General features: G+C 67.7%; 16 protein-coding genes and 1 tRNA gene. 9 read left to right on the top strand and 8 right to left on the bottom strand.

Annotation, left to right across the window (positions count from 1 at the left end; translation table 11 throughout):
• Positions 1 to 24: 24 nt before the first annotated feature.
• Positions 25 to 987: a prephenate dehydratase gene (gene pheA, locus ASF76_RS00445; RefSeq protein ID WP_055951385.1), complete on the top strand. Its 963-nt coding sequence runs from the start codon at positions 25 to 27 to the stop codon at positions 985 to 987.
• Positions 988 to 1,075: 88 nt separating this feature from the next.
• Here pheA and ASF76_RS00440 read toward each other — a convergent pair whose 3' ends face one another.
• Positions 1,076 to 2,125 carry an LLM class flavin-dependent oxidoreductase gene (locus ASF76_RS00440; protein ID WP_055953231.1) on the bottom strand — a complete coding sequence of 350 codons (1,050 nt, stop codon included), beginning with the start codon at positions 2,123 to 2,125 and terminating at the stop codon, positions 1,076 to 1,078.
• Between the two features lie 173 nt (positions 2,126 to 2,298).
• Between ASF76_RS00440 and ASF76_RS00435 the strand changes: the two genes are divergently transcribed.
• On the top strand, positions 2,299 to 2,727 hold the full coding sequence (locus tag ASF76_RS00435) for an Asp23/Gls24 family envelope stress response protein (RefSeq protein WP_055951382.1): 429 nt from the start codon (positions 2,299 to 2,301) through the stop codon (positions 2,725 to 2,727).
• Positions 2,728 to 2,891: 164 nt separating this feature from the next.
• On the opposite strand, the gene ASF76_RS00430 is transcribed toward ASF76_RS00435, so the two are convergent.
• Both ASF76_RS00430 and ASF76_RS00425 read right to left on the bottom strand, forming a co-directional pair.
• Positions 2,892 to 4,262, bottom strand: a complete 1,371-nt coding sequence (locus ASF76_RS00430) for a cryptochrome/photolyase family protein (protein ID WP_055951379.1) — start codon at positions 4,260 to 4,262, stop codon at positions 2,892 to 2,894.
• Positions 4,263 to 4,480: 218 nt separating this feature from the next.
• Complete coding sequence (locus ASF76_RS00425; RefSeq protein ID WP_082484762.1) at positions 4,481 to 5,770, bottom strand: diacylglycerol kinase family protein; 1,290 nt, start codon at positions 5,768 to 5,770, stop codon at positions 4,481 to 4,483.
• Between the two features lie 175 nt (positions 5,771 to 5,945).
• On the opposite strand from ASF76_RS00425, the gene serS reads away from it, so the two are divergent.
• Positions 5,946 to 7,214 (top strand): serine--tRNA ligase, encoded by a 1,269-nt coding sequence (gene serS / locus ASF76_RS00420; RefSeq protein WP_055951377.1) that lies wholly within the window; start codon positions 5,946 to 5,948, stop codon positions 7,212 to 7,214.
• On the top strand, positions 7,211 to 8,110 hold the full coding sequence (locus ASF76_RS00415) for an HAD family hydrolase (protein WP_200936059.1): 900 nt from the start codon (positions 7,211 to 7,213) through the stop codon (positions 8,108 to 8,110). Before serS ends, ASF76_RS00415 begins: the two co-directional genes overlap by 4 nt.
• A 30-nt stretch (positions 8,111 to 8,140) precedes the next feature.
• Here ASF76_RS00415 and ASF76_RS00410 read toward each other — a convergent pair whose 3' ends face one another.
• Positions 8,141 to 8,527 carry a DUF2254 family protein gene (locus tag ASF76_RS00410; RefSeq protein WP_055951373.1) on the bottom strand — a complete coding sequence of 129 codons (387 nt, stop codon included), beginning with the start codon at positions 8,525 to 8,527 and terminating at the stop codon, positions 8,141 to 8,143.
• 209 nt (positions 8,528 to 8,736) lie between these two features.
• Here ASF76_RS00410 and ASF76_RS00405 point away from each other — a divergent pair, with 209 nt between their 5' ends.
• From ASF76_RS00405 to ASF76_RS00385, 5 genes are all read left to right on the top strand, one after another.
• Positions 8,737 to 9,540, top strand: a complete 804-nt coding sequence (locus tag ASF76_RS00405) for a cohesin domain-containing protein (protein ID WP_156459069.1) — start codon at positions 8,737 to 8,739, stop codon at positions 9,538 to 9,540.
• A 41-nt stretch (positions 9,541 to 9,581) separates the two neighbouring features.
• Complete coding sequence (locus ASF76_RS00400; protein WP_055951368.1) at positions 9,582 to 11,399, top strand: amidase family protein; 1,818 nt, start codon at positions 9,582 to 9,584, stop codon at positions 11,397 to 11,399.
• A 115-nt stretch (positions 11,400 to 11,514) separates the two neighbouring features.
• Positions 11,515 to 11,599: transfer RNA gene (locus tag ASF76_RS00395), tRNA-Ser, on the top strand.
• 152 nt (positions 11,600 to 11,751) lie between these two features.
• Positions 11,752 to 13,257 carry a tyrosine-type recombinase/integrase gene (locus ASF76_RS00390; RefSeq protein WP_162240793.1) on the top strand — a complete coding sequence of 502 codons (1,506 nt, stop codon included), beginning with the start codon at positions 11,752 to 11,754 and terminating at the stop codon, positions 13,255 to 13,257.
• Positions 13,258 to 13,309: 52 nt separating this feature from the next.
• Positions 13,310 to 13,975, top strand: coding sequence for a hypothetical protein (locus ASF76_RS00385; RefSeq protein WP_055951362.1), 666 nt, complete (start codon positions 13,310 to 13,312; stop codon positions 13,973 to 13,975).
• A gap of 79 nt (positions 13,976 to 14,054) precedes the next feature.
• Here the strand turns inward: ASF76_RS00385 and ASF76_RS00380 are convergent, their stop codons facing one another.
• The 4 genes from ASF76_RS00380 to ASF76_RS00370 form a co-directional block, all read right to left on the bottom strand.
• Positions 14,055 to 14,252 carry a hypothetical protein gene (locus tag ASF76_RS00380; RefSeq protein ID WP_055951359.1) on the bottom strand — a complete coding sequence of 66 codons (198 nt, stop codon included), beginning with the start codon at positions 14,250 to 14,252 and terminating at the stop codon, positions 14,055 to 14,057.
• Positions 14,253 to 14,458: 206 nt separating this feature from the next.
• A complete protein-coding gene (locus tag ASF76_RS16900; RefSeq protein WP_156459068.1) occupies positions 14,459 to 14,800 on the bottom strand; it encodes a hypothetical protein in 342 nt (113 codons plus the stop codon).
• Between the two features lie 615 nt (positions 14,801 to 15,415).
• Positions 15,416 to 15,913, bottom strand: coding sequence for a hypothetical protein (locus ASF76_RS00375; protein ID WP_055951356.1), 498 nt, complete (start codon positions 15,911 to 15,913; stop codon positions 15,416 to 15,418).
• A complete protein-coding gene (locus ASF76_RS00370) occupies positions 15,906 to 17,327 on the bottom strand; it encodes a hypothetical protein (protein WP_156459067.1) in 1,422 nt (473 codons plus the stop codon). The genes ASF76_RS00375 and ASF76_RS00370 overlap by 8 nt, the downstream gene beginning before the upstream one ends.
• Between the last annotated feature and the right edge of the window lie 184 nt (positions 17,328 to 17,511).

Below are 17,511 nucleotides of genomic sequence, written 5' to 3'. Positions count from 1 at the left end.
GCCCCGGCGCACTAGGCTGAGCCGGTGCTGCCCGACACGGAACACCCGCCCGCCCGCCGTACCTACAGCTACCTGGGACCGGCGGGAACCTTCACCGAGGCGGCGCTCGCCCAGGTTCCCGAGGCCCGCGATCAGATCTGGCGGCCCGTGCGGAACGTCGGCGAGGCGCTCGCTGACGTCGTCGAAGGGCGATCGGATGCCGCGATGATCGCGATCGAGAACTCCGTCGACGGCGGCGTCTCGACCGCGCAGGACGCGCTGGCCACCGTGCCGGGGCTCCGCATCGTCGGCGAGTACCTCGTGCCGGTGAACTTCGTGCTGGTGGGCCGCCCCGGTGCGACGCTCGACGGCGTCTCCCTCGTCGCCGCGCACCCCGTCGCCTACGGGCAGTGCCTCGGCTGGCTGAGCGAGAACGTCCCCGCCCACGCTCATCTGCCCGCCGAGAGCAACGTCGCAAGCGCCCTGGGCGTGCTCGACGGCACGAGCGCCGCGGATGCCGCGATCGCCGCCCCCGGCATCGTCGCCCACCACGACCTCACCGTGCTGGCCGAGAACATCGGCGACAACCCCAACGCGGTGACGCGCTTCGTTCTCGTCAGTCGCACCGTCGCCCCGGCGCCTCCCACGGGCGCCGACAAGACCTCCCTCATCGTCGAGCTGCCCGAGGACCACCCGGGCGCCCTTCTGGAGCTGCTCGAGCAGTTCGCCACCCGTGGCATCAACCTCAGCCTGTTGGCATCCCGCCCCATCGGCGATGCCCTCGGCCGCTACCGCTTCGTCATCGACGCCGACGGTCACGTGCTCGACGAGCGCATGGCGGACGCGCTGCTGGGTCTTCGCCGATTCAGCCCCAAGGTCATCTTCCTGGGCTCGTACGCCCGCGCCGACCGCGCGATCGTGCGCTACCCCCAGCGCTACAGCGACGACGTGTTCGTCGAGGCGCGCGACTGGCTGCGCGGCCTCCTGAGCGGCGAGCCCGAGGCCTGACTCGGCTTCGTCCCGCGCAAGGGTCCCCGAACCTGTCGACGCGAGGTCCCTCAGCCTGTCGAAGAGACCGGGGTCCCATCCGTGAGCGTCAGGCCGCGACGGCCGCCTTCGCCGCGAGGAGCTCCAACGTCTGGACGCGACCCTCGGAGCCCTCGCCGTCGTACGCCCCGGCAACCGGCGACACCATGATCTCGTCGACGCCGTGCTGCGCGGCGAAGGCGGCGAGCTGACCCTGCACGTCGTCGCCCGTGCCGACGAACCACTTGCTGCGCGTCGAGGCCATCAGCGAGTCGGCCATGGCGTCGAACGGCTCGGCCTGAGCCTGCTCGATCGTCTCCAACGGCACCATCGGGCGGTTGGTGCGCAGGCGCGCCATCATGCGCAGCTGCGGTAGAGCCCGCTCTTCGGCTTCTTCTGCGGTCGGGGCGGCGACGACGTTCGCGGTCACGAACGTGCGCGGGCCCTCGCCCGACTCGTTGGGAACGAACTGGTCGCGGTACAGCCGCAGGGCGTGGTCGAGGCCCTCGCCCGAGAAGTGGTTCGCGAAGACGTAGGGGAGGCCGAAGCTCGCTGCCAGCTGCGCGGAGTAGTCGCTCGATCCGAGCAGCCACACCTGAGGTGTCCCGGATGCCGCGGGCGTCGCCTTCACCTGGTACTCGGTGCCGGAGGTGAAACGCACGGTCGCGCCCTCGGGAGAGGTGAGCGCCATGATGTCGGTCACGTGGTCGGGGAAACGCGAGACGTCGCTGGTCGTGCCCGAGCGGTTGAGCAGCTGCGTGATGACCGGATCGCTCCCGGGCGCGCGCCCGATGCCGAGGTCGATGCGGCCCGGGGCGAGCGCCTCGAGGGCGGCGAACTGCTCGGCGACGATGAGAGGCGAGTGGTTCGGCAGCATGACCCCGCCCGAGCCGACGCGGATGCGCGAGGTTCGCGCGGCCGCGGCGGCGATCAGAACGGGGGGAGTGGTGGATGCCACCGAGGGCATGTTGTGGTGCTCGGCGAACCAGTAGCGGCGGTAGCCGAGGTGCTCGGCCCGCTCGACGAGGTCGAGGGCGTCGCTCACCGCCTGCGCACTGGTCTGCCCGTGTCGCACGGGCACGAGGTCGAGAACGGAGAGGGAGGGGATCGCATCGTTCACCTTCACGGGAACGTGACGAGCCGTCTCGATATTCCGCGGATCCCCGGCCGGGACGGCGGGGCATCCATCTTCAGGCTTCTCCCAGGAAAAAGCCGTGACGAACCGCGCTCCGCGCGCGTCTCACTTATGACATCGCGGGACACACGGTCCCGGTACGACGGAAGGAAGCGAACATGGCCGAGAACACCACCACCGCCACCCCCACCACCTCCACGAAGGACGGCGGCTCGACCGTCATCGTCGACGCCGTCGTCGCCAAGGTCGCCGGCATCGCCGCGGCTGAGGTTCCCGGCGTCCACGCCCTCGGTGGCGGCGCCGCCCGCGTCATCGGCAACATCCGCCAGGCCGTCGGTGCGAAGGACCACGCGCAGGGCGTGAGCGTCGAGGTGGGCGAGACCGAGGTCGCCGCCGACATCTCGATCCAGGTCGACTACCCCGAGCAGCTGCAGCGGGTGGCGTCGAACGTCCGCGCGGCCGTGCACCAGGCCATCACCGAGCTCGTGGGCATGAAGGTCGCCGAGATCAACGTGACCGTGGTCGACGTCTTCATCCCCGGCGACGACGCGGACGAGGACACGGTCGAAGACAACCGCGTCAACTGACATCCGTTCCGAGAGGGGCGTCGCCGAGAGGTGGCGCCCTTTTCGCGTGTTCGGGTGTCGCCACCCGCGGCGGACCTCGCGGTGACGATCAGCCCGGCCCGCCCACTGCAGCGCTCGACTCCGCGCGCACCGACGGCCCCGCCGCCGCGTGCGCGAGACGGCGTTCAGCCGCCGTGACGCACCTGTGCGTAGGCGTCGAGCGCGCGCTTGCGCGTCTCGCCGAGATCGACCATCGGCTCCGGCGGGTTCTCGTCGAGGTACTCGGGCGCCCACTCGCGCACGTACCGATCGTGCGAGTCGAACTTCTTGCGCTGCGTCTCCGGGTTGAACACGCGGAAGTACGGGGCGGCATCCGCACCGGACCCCGCGACCCACTGCCAGTTGAACGGGTTGCTCGCGGCATCCGCGTCCACCAGGCAATCCCAGAACCACTGCTCGCCATGGCGCCAGTCGATGAGCAGGTTCTTGATGAGGAAGGATGCCGTGACCATGCGCACCCGGTTGTGCATGACGCCGGTGTGCCAGAGCTGACGCATACCGGCATCCACCACGGCGACGCCGGTCTTGCCCTGCTGCCACGTCTCCAGGTGTGCGCGGTTCAGCTCCGGCCAGGGGAAGGCGTCGAAGTTCCGTCGCCAGTTCGCGGTCGCGATGTCGGGGGAGTGGTAGGTCACGTGCCACGCGAACTCCCGCCAGACGAGCTCGGAGAGGAACCCGCCCGCGCTCTTCGCGTGCTCTCCCGATCCCCTGTGCTCGAGGGTGTCGTGCCAGACCTGGTACGGGCTCAGTTCTCCCCATCGCAGCCGTGGGGAGAGGTTCGAGGTCGCGCCGCCGGCGAACTCGTCACGATAGGTCGAATAGTCGCCGAGGTCGTCGTCGAGGAACTCCTTGAGGCGCGCCTTGGCCGCGGGCTCGCCCGGTTCCCACGTCTCCCGCAGGCCTCCGGCCCAGTCGGGCTTCGTCGGCAGCAGGTCCCACGCGCCGAGGTCGTCGCCGTCGACGCGGCCGTCGAAGCCGGGGATCTTCCGCGCCTCCGGCAGGGGCGGTCGCGGCGCGGGAAGCTTCTGCACGGCGCGCGCGAAGGGGCTGTAGACGCCGTACGGGTTGCCGGTCTGCGTCCGCACGGTCCACGGCTCGTAGAGCAGGTTGGCGGCGAACGACGCGACCGTCACGCCGTCGTTCCGCAGCTTCTCCTTGAGTCCGGCGTCGATCTCGCGCTCGACCCCGCCGTAACGCCGGTTCCAGAACACGGCGCCGGCGTCCAGCTCCTCGACCACGGCGGGCACCACCTCGGACGCCCTGCCTCGGCGCAGCACGAGCGTGGAGCCCCGTTCATCGAGGCGTGCGGCGAGGGATGCCAGAGACCCGTGCAGCCACCACCGCGCCGCCCCGCCGATCAGGCGCACCCCGTCTGATTCCTCGTCGAGGATGTACAACGCCACGATCGGCTCGTCGCGGTCGAGCGCCGCGCGCAGGGCCGGATTGTCGGTGAGACGGAGATCGTCACGGAACCACACGATCGAGGGCGAAGGCATCCTCCGACGCTATCGACCACGGCATCCGCCGCTTCGGGCTTGACACCCGCCCGCCCCGCCCCGCCCCGCGGCGCCCCGCCCCGCGGCGCCCCGCCGCGATGGGCGTCGAAACCGCACCCGGTTGCCGAACACGTGGGCGATCGACGCGCAGGGCATACGGGCTCGGCGAACGCAGGCACTCTCGCGCGCGGGCACGTGCGCCCCGGAGGGCGACTGCGTCAGAGCGAGGAGACGTCGTGCCCCTTCGGCAGCGCGACCGAGAGACCACCGGGGACGATGCGGGTGTAGACGCGCGTCGCTTCGCCGAACTCATCGCCGTCCAGCTCGATCGGCTGCGCGGGGGATGTCGCCAACTCGATGCCCGTGCCGCGCAGGTAGCGCACAGAGGTGTCCTTACGGCGTTCGAGCACGCGGCGGCCCGCGCGGAACTTGCGCAGCACGGAGTTGTCCCACACGATGCTCCGCCACACACCCAACCAGCCCAGCACGCCGCTCGGCTGGAGGATGGCCACGTCGAGTCGGCCGTCGGCGACGGAGGCGTCGGGGATCAGCGCCACGCCGCCCTGCAGGGCGCCGCAGTTCGCGAACAGCACGCTCTGCACCTTCGCCGAGTGCAGGCGGTGTCCGTTGAGCTGGTACATGACGCGGAAGGGCTTCGCCGAGACGAGCGACCGCGCCGCTCCGTCGACGTATGCGACCCAGCCGACCTGCTTCTTCAGGTCGTCACGCGTGTTCTGGATCATCGCGGCGTCGAGACCGATGCCGGCCATGACCGAGAACCCGTGCTCCTCGATCTCGCCGTCGGCCCGACGGATGCGGGCGAGTCCGGTGTCGATGGGGAGGATGTCGCCGTCGAAGGTGGCGCGGATCATCGCGTCCGTGTCGCTCAGCGGAAGGTTCAGGTTGCGGGCGAGCAGGTTCCCGGTGCCGCTCGGCACGATCGTGAGGGGGACGCCCGAGGAGGTCAGCGCCTCGGCCACCGCGCGAACCGTGCCGTCGCCGCCGGCCACGACAACGGCATCCACCTTCTCCTCGAGGGCGGCGCGCGTCGAGTCGTCGCCGAGATCGTCGACGGTCGTCTCGTAGAACAGAGGCTCGGCCCAGCCCGCCGCGGCGGCCATCTCGGCCATGCGTGCACGCAGCTGCTCAGGCTCGACCTTGGTGGGGTTGTAGATCAGCGCGGCGCGCTTCTTCGTGGTGGGCTCGGCGTCGATGGGGGCCTCGTCGCCGTCCGCCGAGACGCGCTGGGCCTCGCCGGAGCTCTCGTCCGAGGTGTCCGGCGGCACATCCTCGGGCTGGTGGATGACGTCGTCGGGCTCGGCCGCGTCCTTCGGACGCGGCGCGTCTTTGCGGGGATGGTCGGCGACGTCGTCGCCGAGGCGCGCCGCGTCGAAGTGCTCACTCGATCCCTCGGCCGCGGCGGCATCCGCCTTCACCCCGTCGGGGGCATCGGCGGGGAGGTTCTCGGGGGATTCCGCGTCGTCACGCGACGCGTCAGGGGCGGCCATGGCATCCACCCTAGGACCGCGCTCCTCGCGCGACCGGCCGAGCGGTCGGGCTTGACGGGCGGATGCCGGAGACGCATGCGTCCCGCGGACCGGGGCGATCGTTCCGCGGCCGCGCCGCGCGTTCATGGCCCGGCGCGCAGGGGGCGATGCCGGATGCCGACCCTAGGATGGACGCGTGATCGACCTGACTCTGCTGCGTGAAGATCCCGAGCTCGTGAAGCGCTCCCAGATCGCCCGTGGGGAATCGCCCGCGTCGGTCGACGACGCGCTCGACGCCGACCGCCGTCGCCGCAAGGCCATCACGGACTTCGAAGAGCTCCGTGCCGCGCAGAACGCGCACGGCAAGCGCGTCGCGCAAGCGCCGAAAGACGAGAAGGCGGCCCTCGTGGCCGAGGCCAAACAGCTCAGCGAGCAGGTCAAGGCGGCGCAGCACGCCGTCGGTGAGGCCGAAGCGGCCGCCGAGGCGGCGCTCGCGAAGATCGAGAACATCGTGATCGACGGCGTGCCCGCGGGCGGCGAAGAGAACTTCGTCACCCTCCGCACCTACGGCGAGATCCCCGAGTATGACTTCGAGCCGCGCGATCACCTCGAGATCGGCGAGAAGCTGGGCGCCATCGACATGGAGCGCGGCACGAAGGTGTCGGGAAGCCGGTTCTACTTCCTCACCGGCATCGGCGCCCGCCTCGAGCTCGCGCTGATGACCCTGGCGCTCGACCGGGCACTGCAGGCCGGGTTCACCCCGATGATCCCGCCGACCCTGGTGCGGCCGGAGGTCATGCGCGGCACCGGCTTCCTCGGCCAGCACGCCGACGAGGTGTACCACCTGCCGAAGGAAGACCTTTATCTGGTGGGCACGAGCGAGGTCCCGCTCGCCGGCTACCACATGGACGAGATCCTCGACTTCGAGCGGGGGCCGAAGCGCTACGCCGGCTGGTCCACCTGCTACCGCAGCGAGGCGGGCTCGTACGGAAAGGACACCCGCGGCATCATCCGCGTGCACCAGTTCAACAAGCTCGAGATGTTCGTCTACACCGACCCGGCCGAGGCCGAGGCCGAGCACGACCGCCTGGTCGCGATGCAAGAGGCCATGCTGCAAGACCTCGGCCTCGCGTACCGCGTGATCGACGTCGCCGCCGGCGATCTGGGCTCCAGCGCCGCGCGCAAGTTCGACATCGAGGCGTGGGTGCCCACACAAGACGCCTACCGCGAACTCACCAGCACGTCGAACTGCACGACCTATCAGGCGCGTCGTCTCGAGACCCGGTTCCGGCCCGAGGGTGGGGGCAAGACCCAGCCCGTCGCGACCTTGAACGGCACGCTCGCGACGACCCGCTGGATCGTCGCCCTGCTCGAGACGCACCAGCGCGAAGACGGGTCGGTCATGGTCCCCGAGGTGTTGCGGCCGTACCTGGGCGGACTCGAGGTCATGGAGCCGGTCGCGTGAGCGACGAGGCGGCTCTCCCCGACAGCGGCGCCGTCGAGAGCGCGCCGCGGCAGGAGGCGGCCGATGTCGTCGCCGCGTTGGCCGACGACGCCCCCGTCGGACGGATGCTGATCGCTCTCGACATCGACGGCACCGTCCTGCTCGAAGACGACACGCTGAGTCCCGGCGTGGTGGACGCCGTGGCGGATGCCGGCGAGGCGGGGCACGAGGTCATGCTCGCCACCGGCCGCAGTTGGGACAGCACCCACACGATCATGGCGCGCCTCGGCATCCGTCCCGAGTACGCGGTGTGTTCGAACGGGGCCATCATCATGCGCCGGGTCGGAGACCCGGATGCCGGGGAGTACGAGCGAGCGCACGTCGAAACCTTCGATCCGACCGAGGTGCTGACGCTTCTCGGCGAGCACCTCGCCGGGGCGCACTTCCTCGTCGAACTGCCCGATGGTTCGCGTCTGTTCACCGACTACCTCGATGACTGGAACCTCCAGGGTGCCAACAAGGTGACCTTCGACGAGCTGTCGGGTCAGCCGGTCTGCCGCGTCGTGGTCGTCGCCCCCGAACAGACCGATCAGGACTTCCTCGAGCTCGTCGAGCGCATCGGCCTGAGCCAGGTGTCCTACGCCATCGGGTGGACCGCCTGGCTCGACATCGCCCCGCAGGGCGTCGACAAGTCGACCGCGCTCGAACGCGTGCGCACCTGGCTCGACATCGCACCCCACCAGGTGCTGGTGATGGGCGACGGCCGCAACGACATCGAGATGATGCAGTGGGCCGTGCGCAACGGCGGGCGCGCAATCGCCATGCACCAGGGTCCGCCCGAGGTCCACGCCGCGGCAGGCGAGGTGGGCCTGTCGGTGACCGAGGGCGGCGTGGCCGCCGCTCTCCGCACTCTCTGACGCTCGGCCCCGGCCCGGGGTCGTCTTCCCCTACGCGTGCACGAGTCGAGCCGCGCGATGCTCGACCACTCGCGACGCTTCCCATGCGACCAGCCCGACCGGCGGCAGCAGCAGGAGCGCGGTGACCCACGCGGCTTTCAGCCCGAGCGTCGAGTGCGGGTCGCGCACGGCGACGACGGTGGCGAGAACCGAGAAGGTGCTGACGGTGAGCATCGCGGTGGCGATGATCTGGAGCAGGGACCCGACGGAATTCTGGGCGAGGTCGATCCCGAACTCGAACGGCAGCAGGGGACCGAGGTAATCGGCCGCCAGGGCGACGACGACCGCGACCACCGTGAAGATCGCCGCGCGCACCCACACCTGTCTTCCCAGACGAAGGAAGAAGGCTGCCAGGGAGCTGCGCGTCGGTGTGGCCATTCCGCCGACGTTATCCCGTCGGATGCCGAGCGGGTCGGGGCTGGACGGCCCGGATGCGGGGCATCCTCCCGCCCGACACGTCGGCGAAATGTCGCGCAACTTGTCGGACATGTTGAACTGTCAAGGTCTGAACACCCCCGTCGATCGGATGCCCAGACCCCCGCGGCTGACGATCGTCTCCGTCTCTGCCCGAGGAGCCCTGCACGCGCATGCCCACGACCACATCTGCCCGCCGATCGAGGATGCGCCGTTTCGGCGCCTCCCTCGTGGCGAGCCTCGCCCTCATCGGGCCGCTCGCCGTCGCATCCGCGGCACACGCCGCCCCACCGACCGCCGTCCTCACCGTAGAGGTTGCTCCGGCGACCGCCGCGGTGGGGGACACCGTCGTCGTGACCGTTCGCGGGTCGGGTGTCACCGACCTGTACGCCTATGACCTCGTGCTGTCCGCCGACGATCTCCTCCTCGAGCCGACGGGCGACGCCCCGACAGGACCGGAGGGGGGCTACACCTCCGCCGTGGCCGCGCCAGGTGAGGTGACGATCAGCCACTCGCGTCTCGGCACATCGCCCGGTCTGTCGAGCACCGGCCAGATCGTCCTCGCGAGCGTGCCCGTGCGCGTGCTCGCTGTCGGTACGGCGCGTATCGAGCTCTCGGCCGCGCGCCTGGTCTCGTCGACGGGAGAGGTGACGACGAACGCCGCCGGGGCGTCGACCTCGCTCTCCATCACCGCGACCCCCTCGCCGTCGCCGACCGCGACACCCGCGCCGACCGCCAGCGCGACGCCGGCACCCACATCGACCGCGACGCCCACATCGACCCCGACCACGACGTCCACCCCGACGGCATCCGCGTCGCCGTCGCCGACCGGTTCGGCCGCCGCTCCCGGAGGATCGGACCTCGCGACCACCGGTGTCGACGCGGCCGCCTGGCTGACATCCGGCGTCGTCGGTGTCGTGCTCCTCGCCGCCGGGGCTCTTCTCGTCGCCCGTCGTCGTCAGGGGGTGCGCGAATGAACGCCCGCACCTCGTCCGTTCCGTCCCGCGAAGGATCCGTCATGACCCCCCTCTCCCGACGTGCTCTCGCCGTCGCGGCCGCGCTCGGCGTCGTCGCGGCCGGGTCGCTGGTCGTTCCCGCGGCCGCCGTGGCGGCCCCGGCGCCCGCCGCGGCACCGTTCCTCGCGCCGTATTACACGGAACTCGACCTCACCGGTGACGAGCAGGTGACCGAGGCCGACCTCGACGTGCTCGCCGCGCGGATCGGGCTCGCGTCCGACGATGCCGGATGGTCGGATGCCGCGGCAGCCGACCTCGACGACGACGGCGCCATCACGGCATCCGATCTCGCCCTGCTGTCGCAGCGAGTGATCTACGACGATGGTCCGTTCCAGCTCGTCGAGGCCGACACGGTCGCGATGCAGGCCGCCATGAACGCCGGCGTCATCACCTCGGTGTCGCTCACCCAGCAGTACCTCGACCGCATCGCGGCGTACGACAAGGTGGTGCGGCAAGACGGAGGGCGCCCGCTGAACTCCCTCATCACCACGAGCACGGTGGCGCTGCAGGCTGCGGCCGAGGCCGACGCCGTGCGCGCCGAGAAGGGCATGACGAGCATGCTCCTCGGCATCCCGGTCGCCCTGAAAGACAACTACAACACCGTCGACATGCCGACCACGGCCGGCTGCGGATGCTGGAACGCGAACCAGACCACCACGGATGCCACCATGGTCGAGGGTCTGCGCGCCGACGGCGCCGTCATCGTGGCGAAGGCCTCGATGGACGAATTCGCCATCAACCTCTCGTCGCAATGGTCGGCCCTTCAGCCGGCGGGCACAGCCCTCACCGTCTCGAGCCCGTACGACACGACCAAGACATCGGGCGGCTCCAGCGGTGGCACCGGCGCAGCGATCGCCGCGAACCTCGCGGGGCTCGGCTTCGGCACCGACACGGGCGGATCGATCCGCATCCCGTCGACGTACAACCAGCTCGTGGGCGTGCGTCCCACGGTCGGACTCGCGAGCCGCGCCGGCATCGTGCCCCTCGCGCTTTCGCAGGACACCGGGGGTCCCATGGCCCGCTCGGTGCTCGATGCGACGGTCGCGCTCGACGCCGTCGTCGGCCAGGACGCTGGCGACCCCATCACGGCCCGGCAGGAGGGCAAGGTCCCCGAAACCTACACGTCCTACCTCGACGCGGACTCGCTCGCAGGCACGAAGATCGGCTACATCGCGTCGATGCTCGGCACCGACCCGATCACGCAGCGCCTGTTCACCGAGGCGCGGGCCTCGCTCGAAGCGCGGGGGGCCGCGGTGGTCGAGGTGGCCGAGCCCGAGGGCTTCGCCGCGATCGTGGGTGAGGGCAGCGGCAGCGGTCCGGAGTTCAACCACGACCTGAACGACTACATCGCCGCGTACCTCAACCCCGCGGTGACGACGCGGAGCCTGCTGGAGATCTCGCAGTCGCCGAACATCGTGCCCGGTCGCGCCGAGAGCCCCTACGGCGCGCGCGCCGCCATCACCGAGGAGACCTACCAGGCGTGGGCGGGCCCCGAGGGGACGCACACCCTGCAACTGGCGCGCGGCAAAGAGATCATGACCGCCCTGATGGAGGACCAGAACCTGGATGCCGTGATCTACCCGAGCGGCAACCCCTACTCGACGATCGGCACCAACATGCGTCTGAGCCCCAACACGGGGCTCCCCGCGGTGACCGTACCGATGGGCCAGGGGGTGGCGGGGGAGGCCTCGACCGGAGGAGTGAACCTCGAGTTCCTCGGGCGCGACTTCGCCGAGGGCCCGTTGCTCGGCCTCGCGTATTCCTTCGAGCAAGCGACGCACGCCCGCACAAGCCCGGCGGCGTACGGTCCACTCGGCTGAGCCGCGCGCGGCGGCGGGTCCGGACCCACCGGTTCGGGGTCGCCGCCGCGCGTCGCGTCTCGCGTGCCGCCGCGTGCGACCCGCGGCTCGGGCCTCGGTAGACTCGGGGCGTCCGGGAGGGTTGTCCGAGCGGCCGATGGACCTGGTCTTGAAAACCAGTGGGCAGCAATGTCCCGTGGGTTCGAATCCCACACCCTCCGCAAAATAGGTGCAGGATCAGGCATTCTTGTAAAATCCCGCGGAAAATCAACATAAAGCGTGACGTGCGGCGGGCACATTTATGTTCCCGTCTATGTTCCCGTCCGGTGAGGACGTTTGACGAGCGCGCGAAATCGTGCGATAGATGGGGACGATGAGCGATCCCACACCGTCGAAGCATGCCGCCACCAACCGACGGCCACGCACCGCGCCCAATGGCGCGGGCTCGCTTTTTCAGACGGAACGGCGCTTGCAGAGCGGTGAGGTGAAGCGCACGTGGAAGCGCGTGCAGGACGTGCTGCTCAATAACGGCGAGACGGTTCGCGTCACGGGTGAGGGGGCGACGGCGGCCGAAGCAACCACCCGCTGGAACAACAACCTTATTCGTAAGCAGGTGGCGGCCGGTCAAGCAGACCCAGCCGCCATGCCGCTCAAACGCGCCGAACGCGCCATGAAGATGCGCGTTCTGATGGATCTGTGGCTCGATGCCAAAACTCCGCAGAAGTTGCAAGAAGGCTCTCGCGCGGGTTACGAGTCGAAGATTCGCCACTACATCAATCCGTACTTCGGTGAGACGCCCATTCGTCATCTTCGAGCGCAGGAGCTTGAACGACACTTCACCCATACCCTGCCTGCCGTGCGCAAGAAGGACGGTTCGCGAAAGCTTGGCGACACCTTCATCCGGTCGGTGTACTGGATCATGAGCGCTGCCTTCACATGGGCTGTCGACAAGCAGCACCTCGACCGCAATCCGCTAGCAGGAGTGCAAGCGCCGCAGCGCACGCAGAAAAGCCCTGAAAAGATTGAAGACCTTGTGAGCGCCATCGCAGATGATGTGCCGCAGCGTGTGTTCGCCGGAATCCACAATGCACCGGACGAGGCTCGTTGGGCGCTCGCGCTGTTCGGAATGAGACAGGGTGAGGTGCTGGGCCTTACCGATAGCTGCATTCGGTTTGGTCGTGGGGCTCGACCAAAAAACGCCGAACTCGTGTGGGAGGACGGACGCAGGGATGAGGCTTTCATCATCGTCCACCAACAGCTTTCGAGGCACTGGCAGCGCCATGGGTGCGGAGAGTACGACGCCAAGATGCGGCGTTGGCCCTGCAAGAAGCGATCGGCGGACGAGTGCACCATGCCTCAAGGTGAGGCAGGGCAGTACATCAAGCCGATCACCAAGACCAAGGCTGGCAAGCGAGAGATTCCACTGATCGAGCCCCTGTACTCGATCCTGAAACGTCACCACGAGGAGCAGGTGGTGCGCCGCGCCTCACCGGCGTTCAAGCCGTTGATCGGCATGGAGACACTTCTTTTCACTAGTCGAAGTGGTCGGCCGAAGAAGGAAGTGATCGACCGCAACCAGTGGCGACGGCTTCTCAAAGACCTCGGCGTGACGCAGGATCTGCGGTTGCACGATGCTCGCCATCTCGCCGTCACGCTGCTCGATGGCATGGGAGTTCCGCCGATCCTCATTCAACGCATCGTTGGATGGAGCGAGGAAACGTTGGACCAGATGCTGGCCAACTACAGTCACCAGACCGGTGAGGTGGTGCGCGATCCGCTGGAGAAGTTTGCGAAGACGCTGTCCAGTGGCTTGTCGAATGAGGCGAAGTTGAAGCTGCTGCAAGACCAGGACAGGCAGCGCAGTCTGTTCTCTCAGTGACTCCCGCTTCTTCGGTATGGTGAACGCTCACCATTGTCAATTGGGGGAAGACATGACCGACGAGACCTTGTACACCGTCATCGAGCAAGTCAGAGACGGTAAGCAGACGAAGAACTCATCCACCGGTGAGTACGAGTGGCAGACCAAGCAGTACTTCACATCAGACTTGCGAGCGCTCTTCGAGAGCAAGCGACAGTTCCTCCCGCGCACGCAGTTCGATCAGTTCATTGCGGAACTGCTCAAGGATGGCCTGCTCGCGGACGTACTGGGCGTCACCGTGAGAGAGGCATCTGCCGATGACCGTTCGAAGTATGCGCACATCATTGAGCTTCGAGCTGCTGTGGATCAGTGGCGGAACGCGGATGCTGAGGCGCAGCGCAAGAAGCGGGAGGCACAGGAAACTGCTGTCCGGTGGTTCAACGAGCGCGTCACCACGCAGGAGGAGGCGGCGAAGTTCTTCACGAACGCGGACCTTCTCACCCGCGACTTCCACCTGTGGCTCAAGGCCGCCTACAACGACCCTGAGAAGACCATCGAGTTGACCGATAAGGCTCTCATCGCATTCGAGGAGTACCGCACCTCGCAGCCGACCTACGCAAAGGGTCGACTCAAGGGTGCGGCTGCACTCAAGTCCGTGAAGGAGAGCTTCGCGAAGGAGCGTGCGCCGCGCGGAACCAAGACTGCTAAGAAGCAGACTGCCGAGGCTACTGCGCAGTAATACGCAGAACCTAGCTGTCAACTGGGGTGGGGAGCCAAAAGCTAGATGCTTCTCGCTCCCCACCCGTTCTATGTCGCGGTCAGAAGGAGGCCACGAAGTCGGCGTAGGCCATCTCCGCTGCGTGCACCGCGGCGTGCGCCTCTATGCGTGAAGCTGCGTACAGCGGCACCTCACGGCGCGCATCCTCGCGGCGCTTCTCCAGTTCGTTGGCTGCCCAGTCGCGCAAGGCGTGCCAGTCTTCGAGCGTGGGGGCTGCGGGAGCGTCGGTGTGTGCCATGAGCGGCCACTATGAAAGGCATTCAGCGGCTCCACAACTCACCGCTATGACTGCCCTGAGATGCGTCTAAGTAGCCGTGGCGGCTCGGGCGTGGCTAGGTGGTTCTCCGCAGCTTCGAGCAACATTCTCCAGTGCACGCGGCTACCGCGCACGCCATCAGGAGCCTGCCGCGAGCGAGCGAGAAACAGCCGTGAGCGTCGGTGTGGTCATGCTGGTACGCCGCGGGCCAGACCGTTCGCCTCCAACGCCGCGTGCGCTGCTTCGTGGTTGAGCGGGTGATTGGTCTTGATCTCCACGCGAGTACAGGCGGGGTTGGCGAATGTGCCCCCCACATGGGCCACGGCGGTCGCTAGCGGTCCACGGCGCTTCGTTCCCCGCGGGTAGAGGATGAATGCGGTCGCGACGAAGAAGCCGCGCTCGTGGGCTCGCGGCGACGGATGCAAAGGCGAGAACTGCTCGACGGGCACCACTCGTCCCCGTTTCAATGCACGGCGGAAGCGAGATCGCTGCTGTCGCGCCTTGCGTTCACGCATCCCGAAGTACCCCACGCTTCGAGCATAGGGACACGTATCGGCAGCGGTGAGCGACGGTCTCACAGTGTGCCGGTGCACAGTGCACACGCACACACGGCGACCGCCCTCGTGCCGTGAGGCTGTCAGTGACTGTGGACCGGTGCACAGCCGTGTGCGCGGTGGGCTGTGTGCCGGTGCACAGCCGCCGCCGCGTTGCACAGTGAACCGGCGCACAGTGGTCGCCCGCGGTGCAGTGCGCCGGTGCACATCGACGGTACGGCTCGCAAGCGTGCCGCACTGTGGTGCGCGCACCCGTGAGCGGCATCACGGCAAGCTAGCGCCTGATGGCAACCACAGCCGTTAGCGCCAGAGGAGTTCCGCAGCCGTGAGACGTCCGTCACCAGCCGCGCTCCGAGCGATGCAGACTAGCGACGTTTTGACGATTGAGAGCACTATTTCTAGCCGTGTTCCTAGCTGTGTAGAACCGCAGCTATGCAGCATTCGCGCAGTCAGGCTCGCAGTCCTGAGCAACGGCGTGGACGGCGAGAACCATCACATTCCTACCCATCTCGCGCGCGCTGGCGATGAATGCTCTCGCCGCTCCAGCGCCGCTCGACAGAACGAAGAGCGGCGCTGGAAGTCGCTGGAGCGTCAGCGGAAGTACAACTGAGTGGTGCTCCAGCCCTTCTCGAAGACCACGAACCGGCGACGAAGCGGTGCGGGTGCGTACAAGAACCACGTCACGGCTCGCGCCGTCCATAGAGGCTCCAGCAGGCGAGCGCGCACGCTCAGACTGATCGAGCCTTCGTCCTCATGCTCATTGAGATACGCCACCACGTCCCAATCTTGTTCGAGAGAGGCAAGCACTCGGCGATGCTCGACAGTGGAGGAGTGCGGATCGGCGGCGGGGACAGGACAGATGGAGGCGTCGGAGCGCACGCGAACTTGATGCACGTCGTAGGTGATTCGCGGGGCCGTATGCAGTTGCTTCATGCGCGAGCGGGCGGCGCGCTGCGTTCCAATATGCACCCTCGCGTCGTCCCGCTGTGCCTGCTCCAGCCATCTGGTGCGCTTCGTCGCATGGTGCCACAAGGACTCCCGCACGAACTCACGGATACCCTCCACCACTTCGGACCGTGCCTCAGCCATTGCTCACACCGCTGGAAGCCGACCGATCCGCAGCGGAGCGGAAGGGGCTGGCGAAATCACCGGTCACCTTGGACTTGGGTAGCGCGCGCTTAGTGCGGCGCTCAGCGCGGTGCTGGTCGCGCTTGTCCACGCCCATCAGGATCGGTACGTCGTCGAGATTCAACGGCAGAATGACGTGCTGCGCTGCGGCCTTTCCAAGCTTTTCCAACGCTTTCAGCATCACCCGTTCGATGCTTTCGTCAGCCACCAGCCACACAACGCGGTGATACATGCCGCCTCTCTTGCTGTAGGCGTAGAAGATCCGCGCATAGTCGGAGCCCTTCTTATAGGTGAGTTCCACCTCCACCGCCGTGTTCACTTGCAACCGATCCTGAATGGCTAGGCGGCTCACCACGAGGTCAGGCAGGTGCGAACCGCCGTTGTCGAAGGAGGATTCGGGACCGGATTCGCCGCGATAGTTGCGCTCGACGGGCGGGTGAGCAGGCACCCACAGCATGGGAGCACTGATGAAAGCCTCTTCCCACGTGCCGCGCCCTTCAGTCACTCGCTGTCGATAGGCAGCGGCCACCTTACTGGCCTCGATGAGCCGGTCTTCGTGTCTTGACCCGTCTCGCAGCGGGCCAGTCAGCGCTTCCCACGACGTCTTCATGGTCCATTCGCTGATGAGTTGCGCGGGAGCGACTGGGGAAGAGCCCTCTTCACCAAACCGCAGGTCGTAGTAGCCGCCGCGGAGCAACTGGGCGCGGACGTGAGCGAGCGCGAGAGTGTGTGCCACATTTTGGAGTGAGATGTCACCGGGGCCGACGTAGGGGAAGGCGTCGGCCTCACTGGTTCGGCCTTTAGCCCAGCGGGCCTCGAAGCCATTTGCGCGCAGCGTGCGCAGCCCGAGCTTTGTCACCGTCCACACCTGACCTACGCCAACCACCCGCTGAGCGCGGATTAGGCCGCCGTTCTCTAACCGCCGGAGCCGTTTGTAGGCGGCCTCTACACGCTTCCATCCACGTGCAACCTGCACGCTTTCGGCCTTGATGAGCCGTGCACTGGCCACGGTCCAGATCACCTCTAGATCGATGCTGGTCAACCATCCGAAGCTGTAGGCGTCCTTCTTCTTACGACCGGGAAGCAACTCTCCGTTGGCCGCACGCGTATCGAGTGCAGCCTGCTCCTCGGACGTGCGATCACGCTTCCACGGCTGATCCGGCGTGATAGTAGCTGCAACCTCTTGACGCTCGTGAGTTACCGGTGCGACTGGAGCAGGGGTCGATGCGGGTAGGAATGTGGGTTCGTCGGTGTCATCCAACATCGGGTTGTGATGCTCTACTCCCGTGTCATTGCCGCCGATGAGGTCGTCGAGTTGCGCATCAAAGGCCGGTTTCGACGCCGGTTCGGGCAGTTTGACCTTGCTGAAATCCATGTTCTTCTCCTTGTCGGGCTAGTAGCTGTCAGCTACCAGCGGTTACGGCAAGGAATATCGAAACCAGGAATGTGGGTGGAATGTAGATGGGGTTACAACGCGGAACAGGATGGTGAATGAGCGTGGAATGAGGTGGGGGATACCCGCATTCCGTGGCGGCCTCGAACAGCCGAAGCGACCCGGC

Origin of the sequence: Microbacterium sp. Leaf151 (assembly GCF_001424225.1) — a bacterium.
Taxonomy (GTDB): Bacteria; Actinomycetota; Actinomycetes; order Actinomycetales; family Microbacteriaceae; genus Microbacterium.
This window is presented reverse-complemented; position numbering and strand designations above follow the sequence as displayed.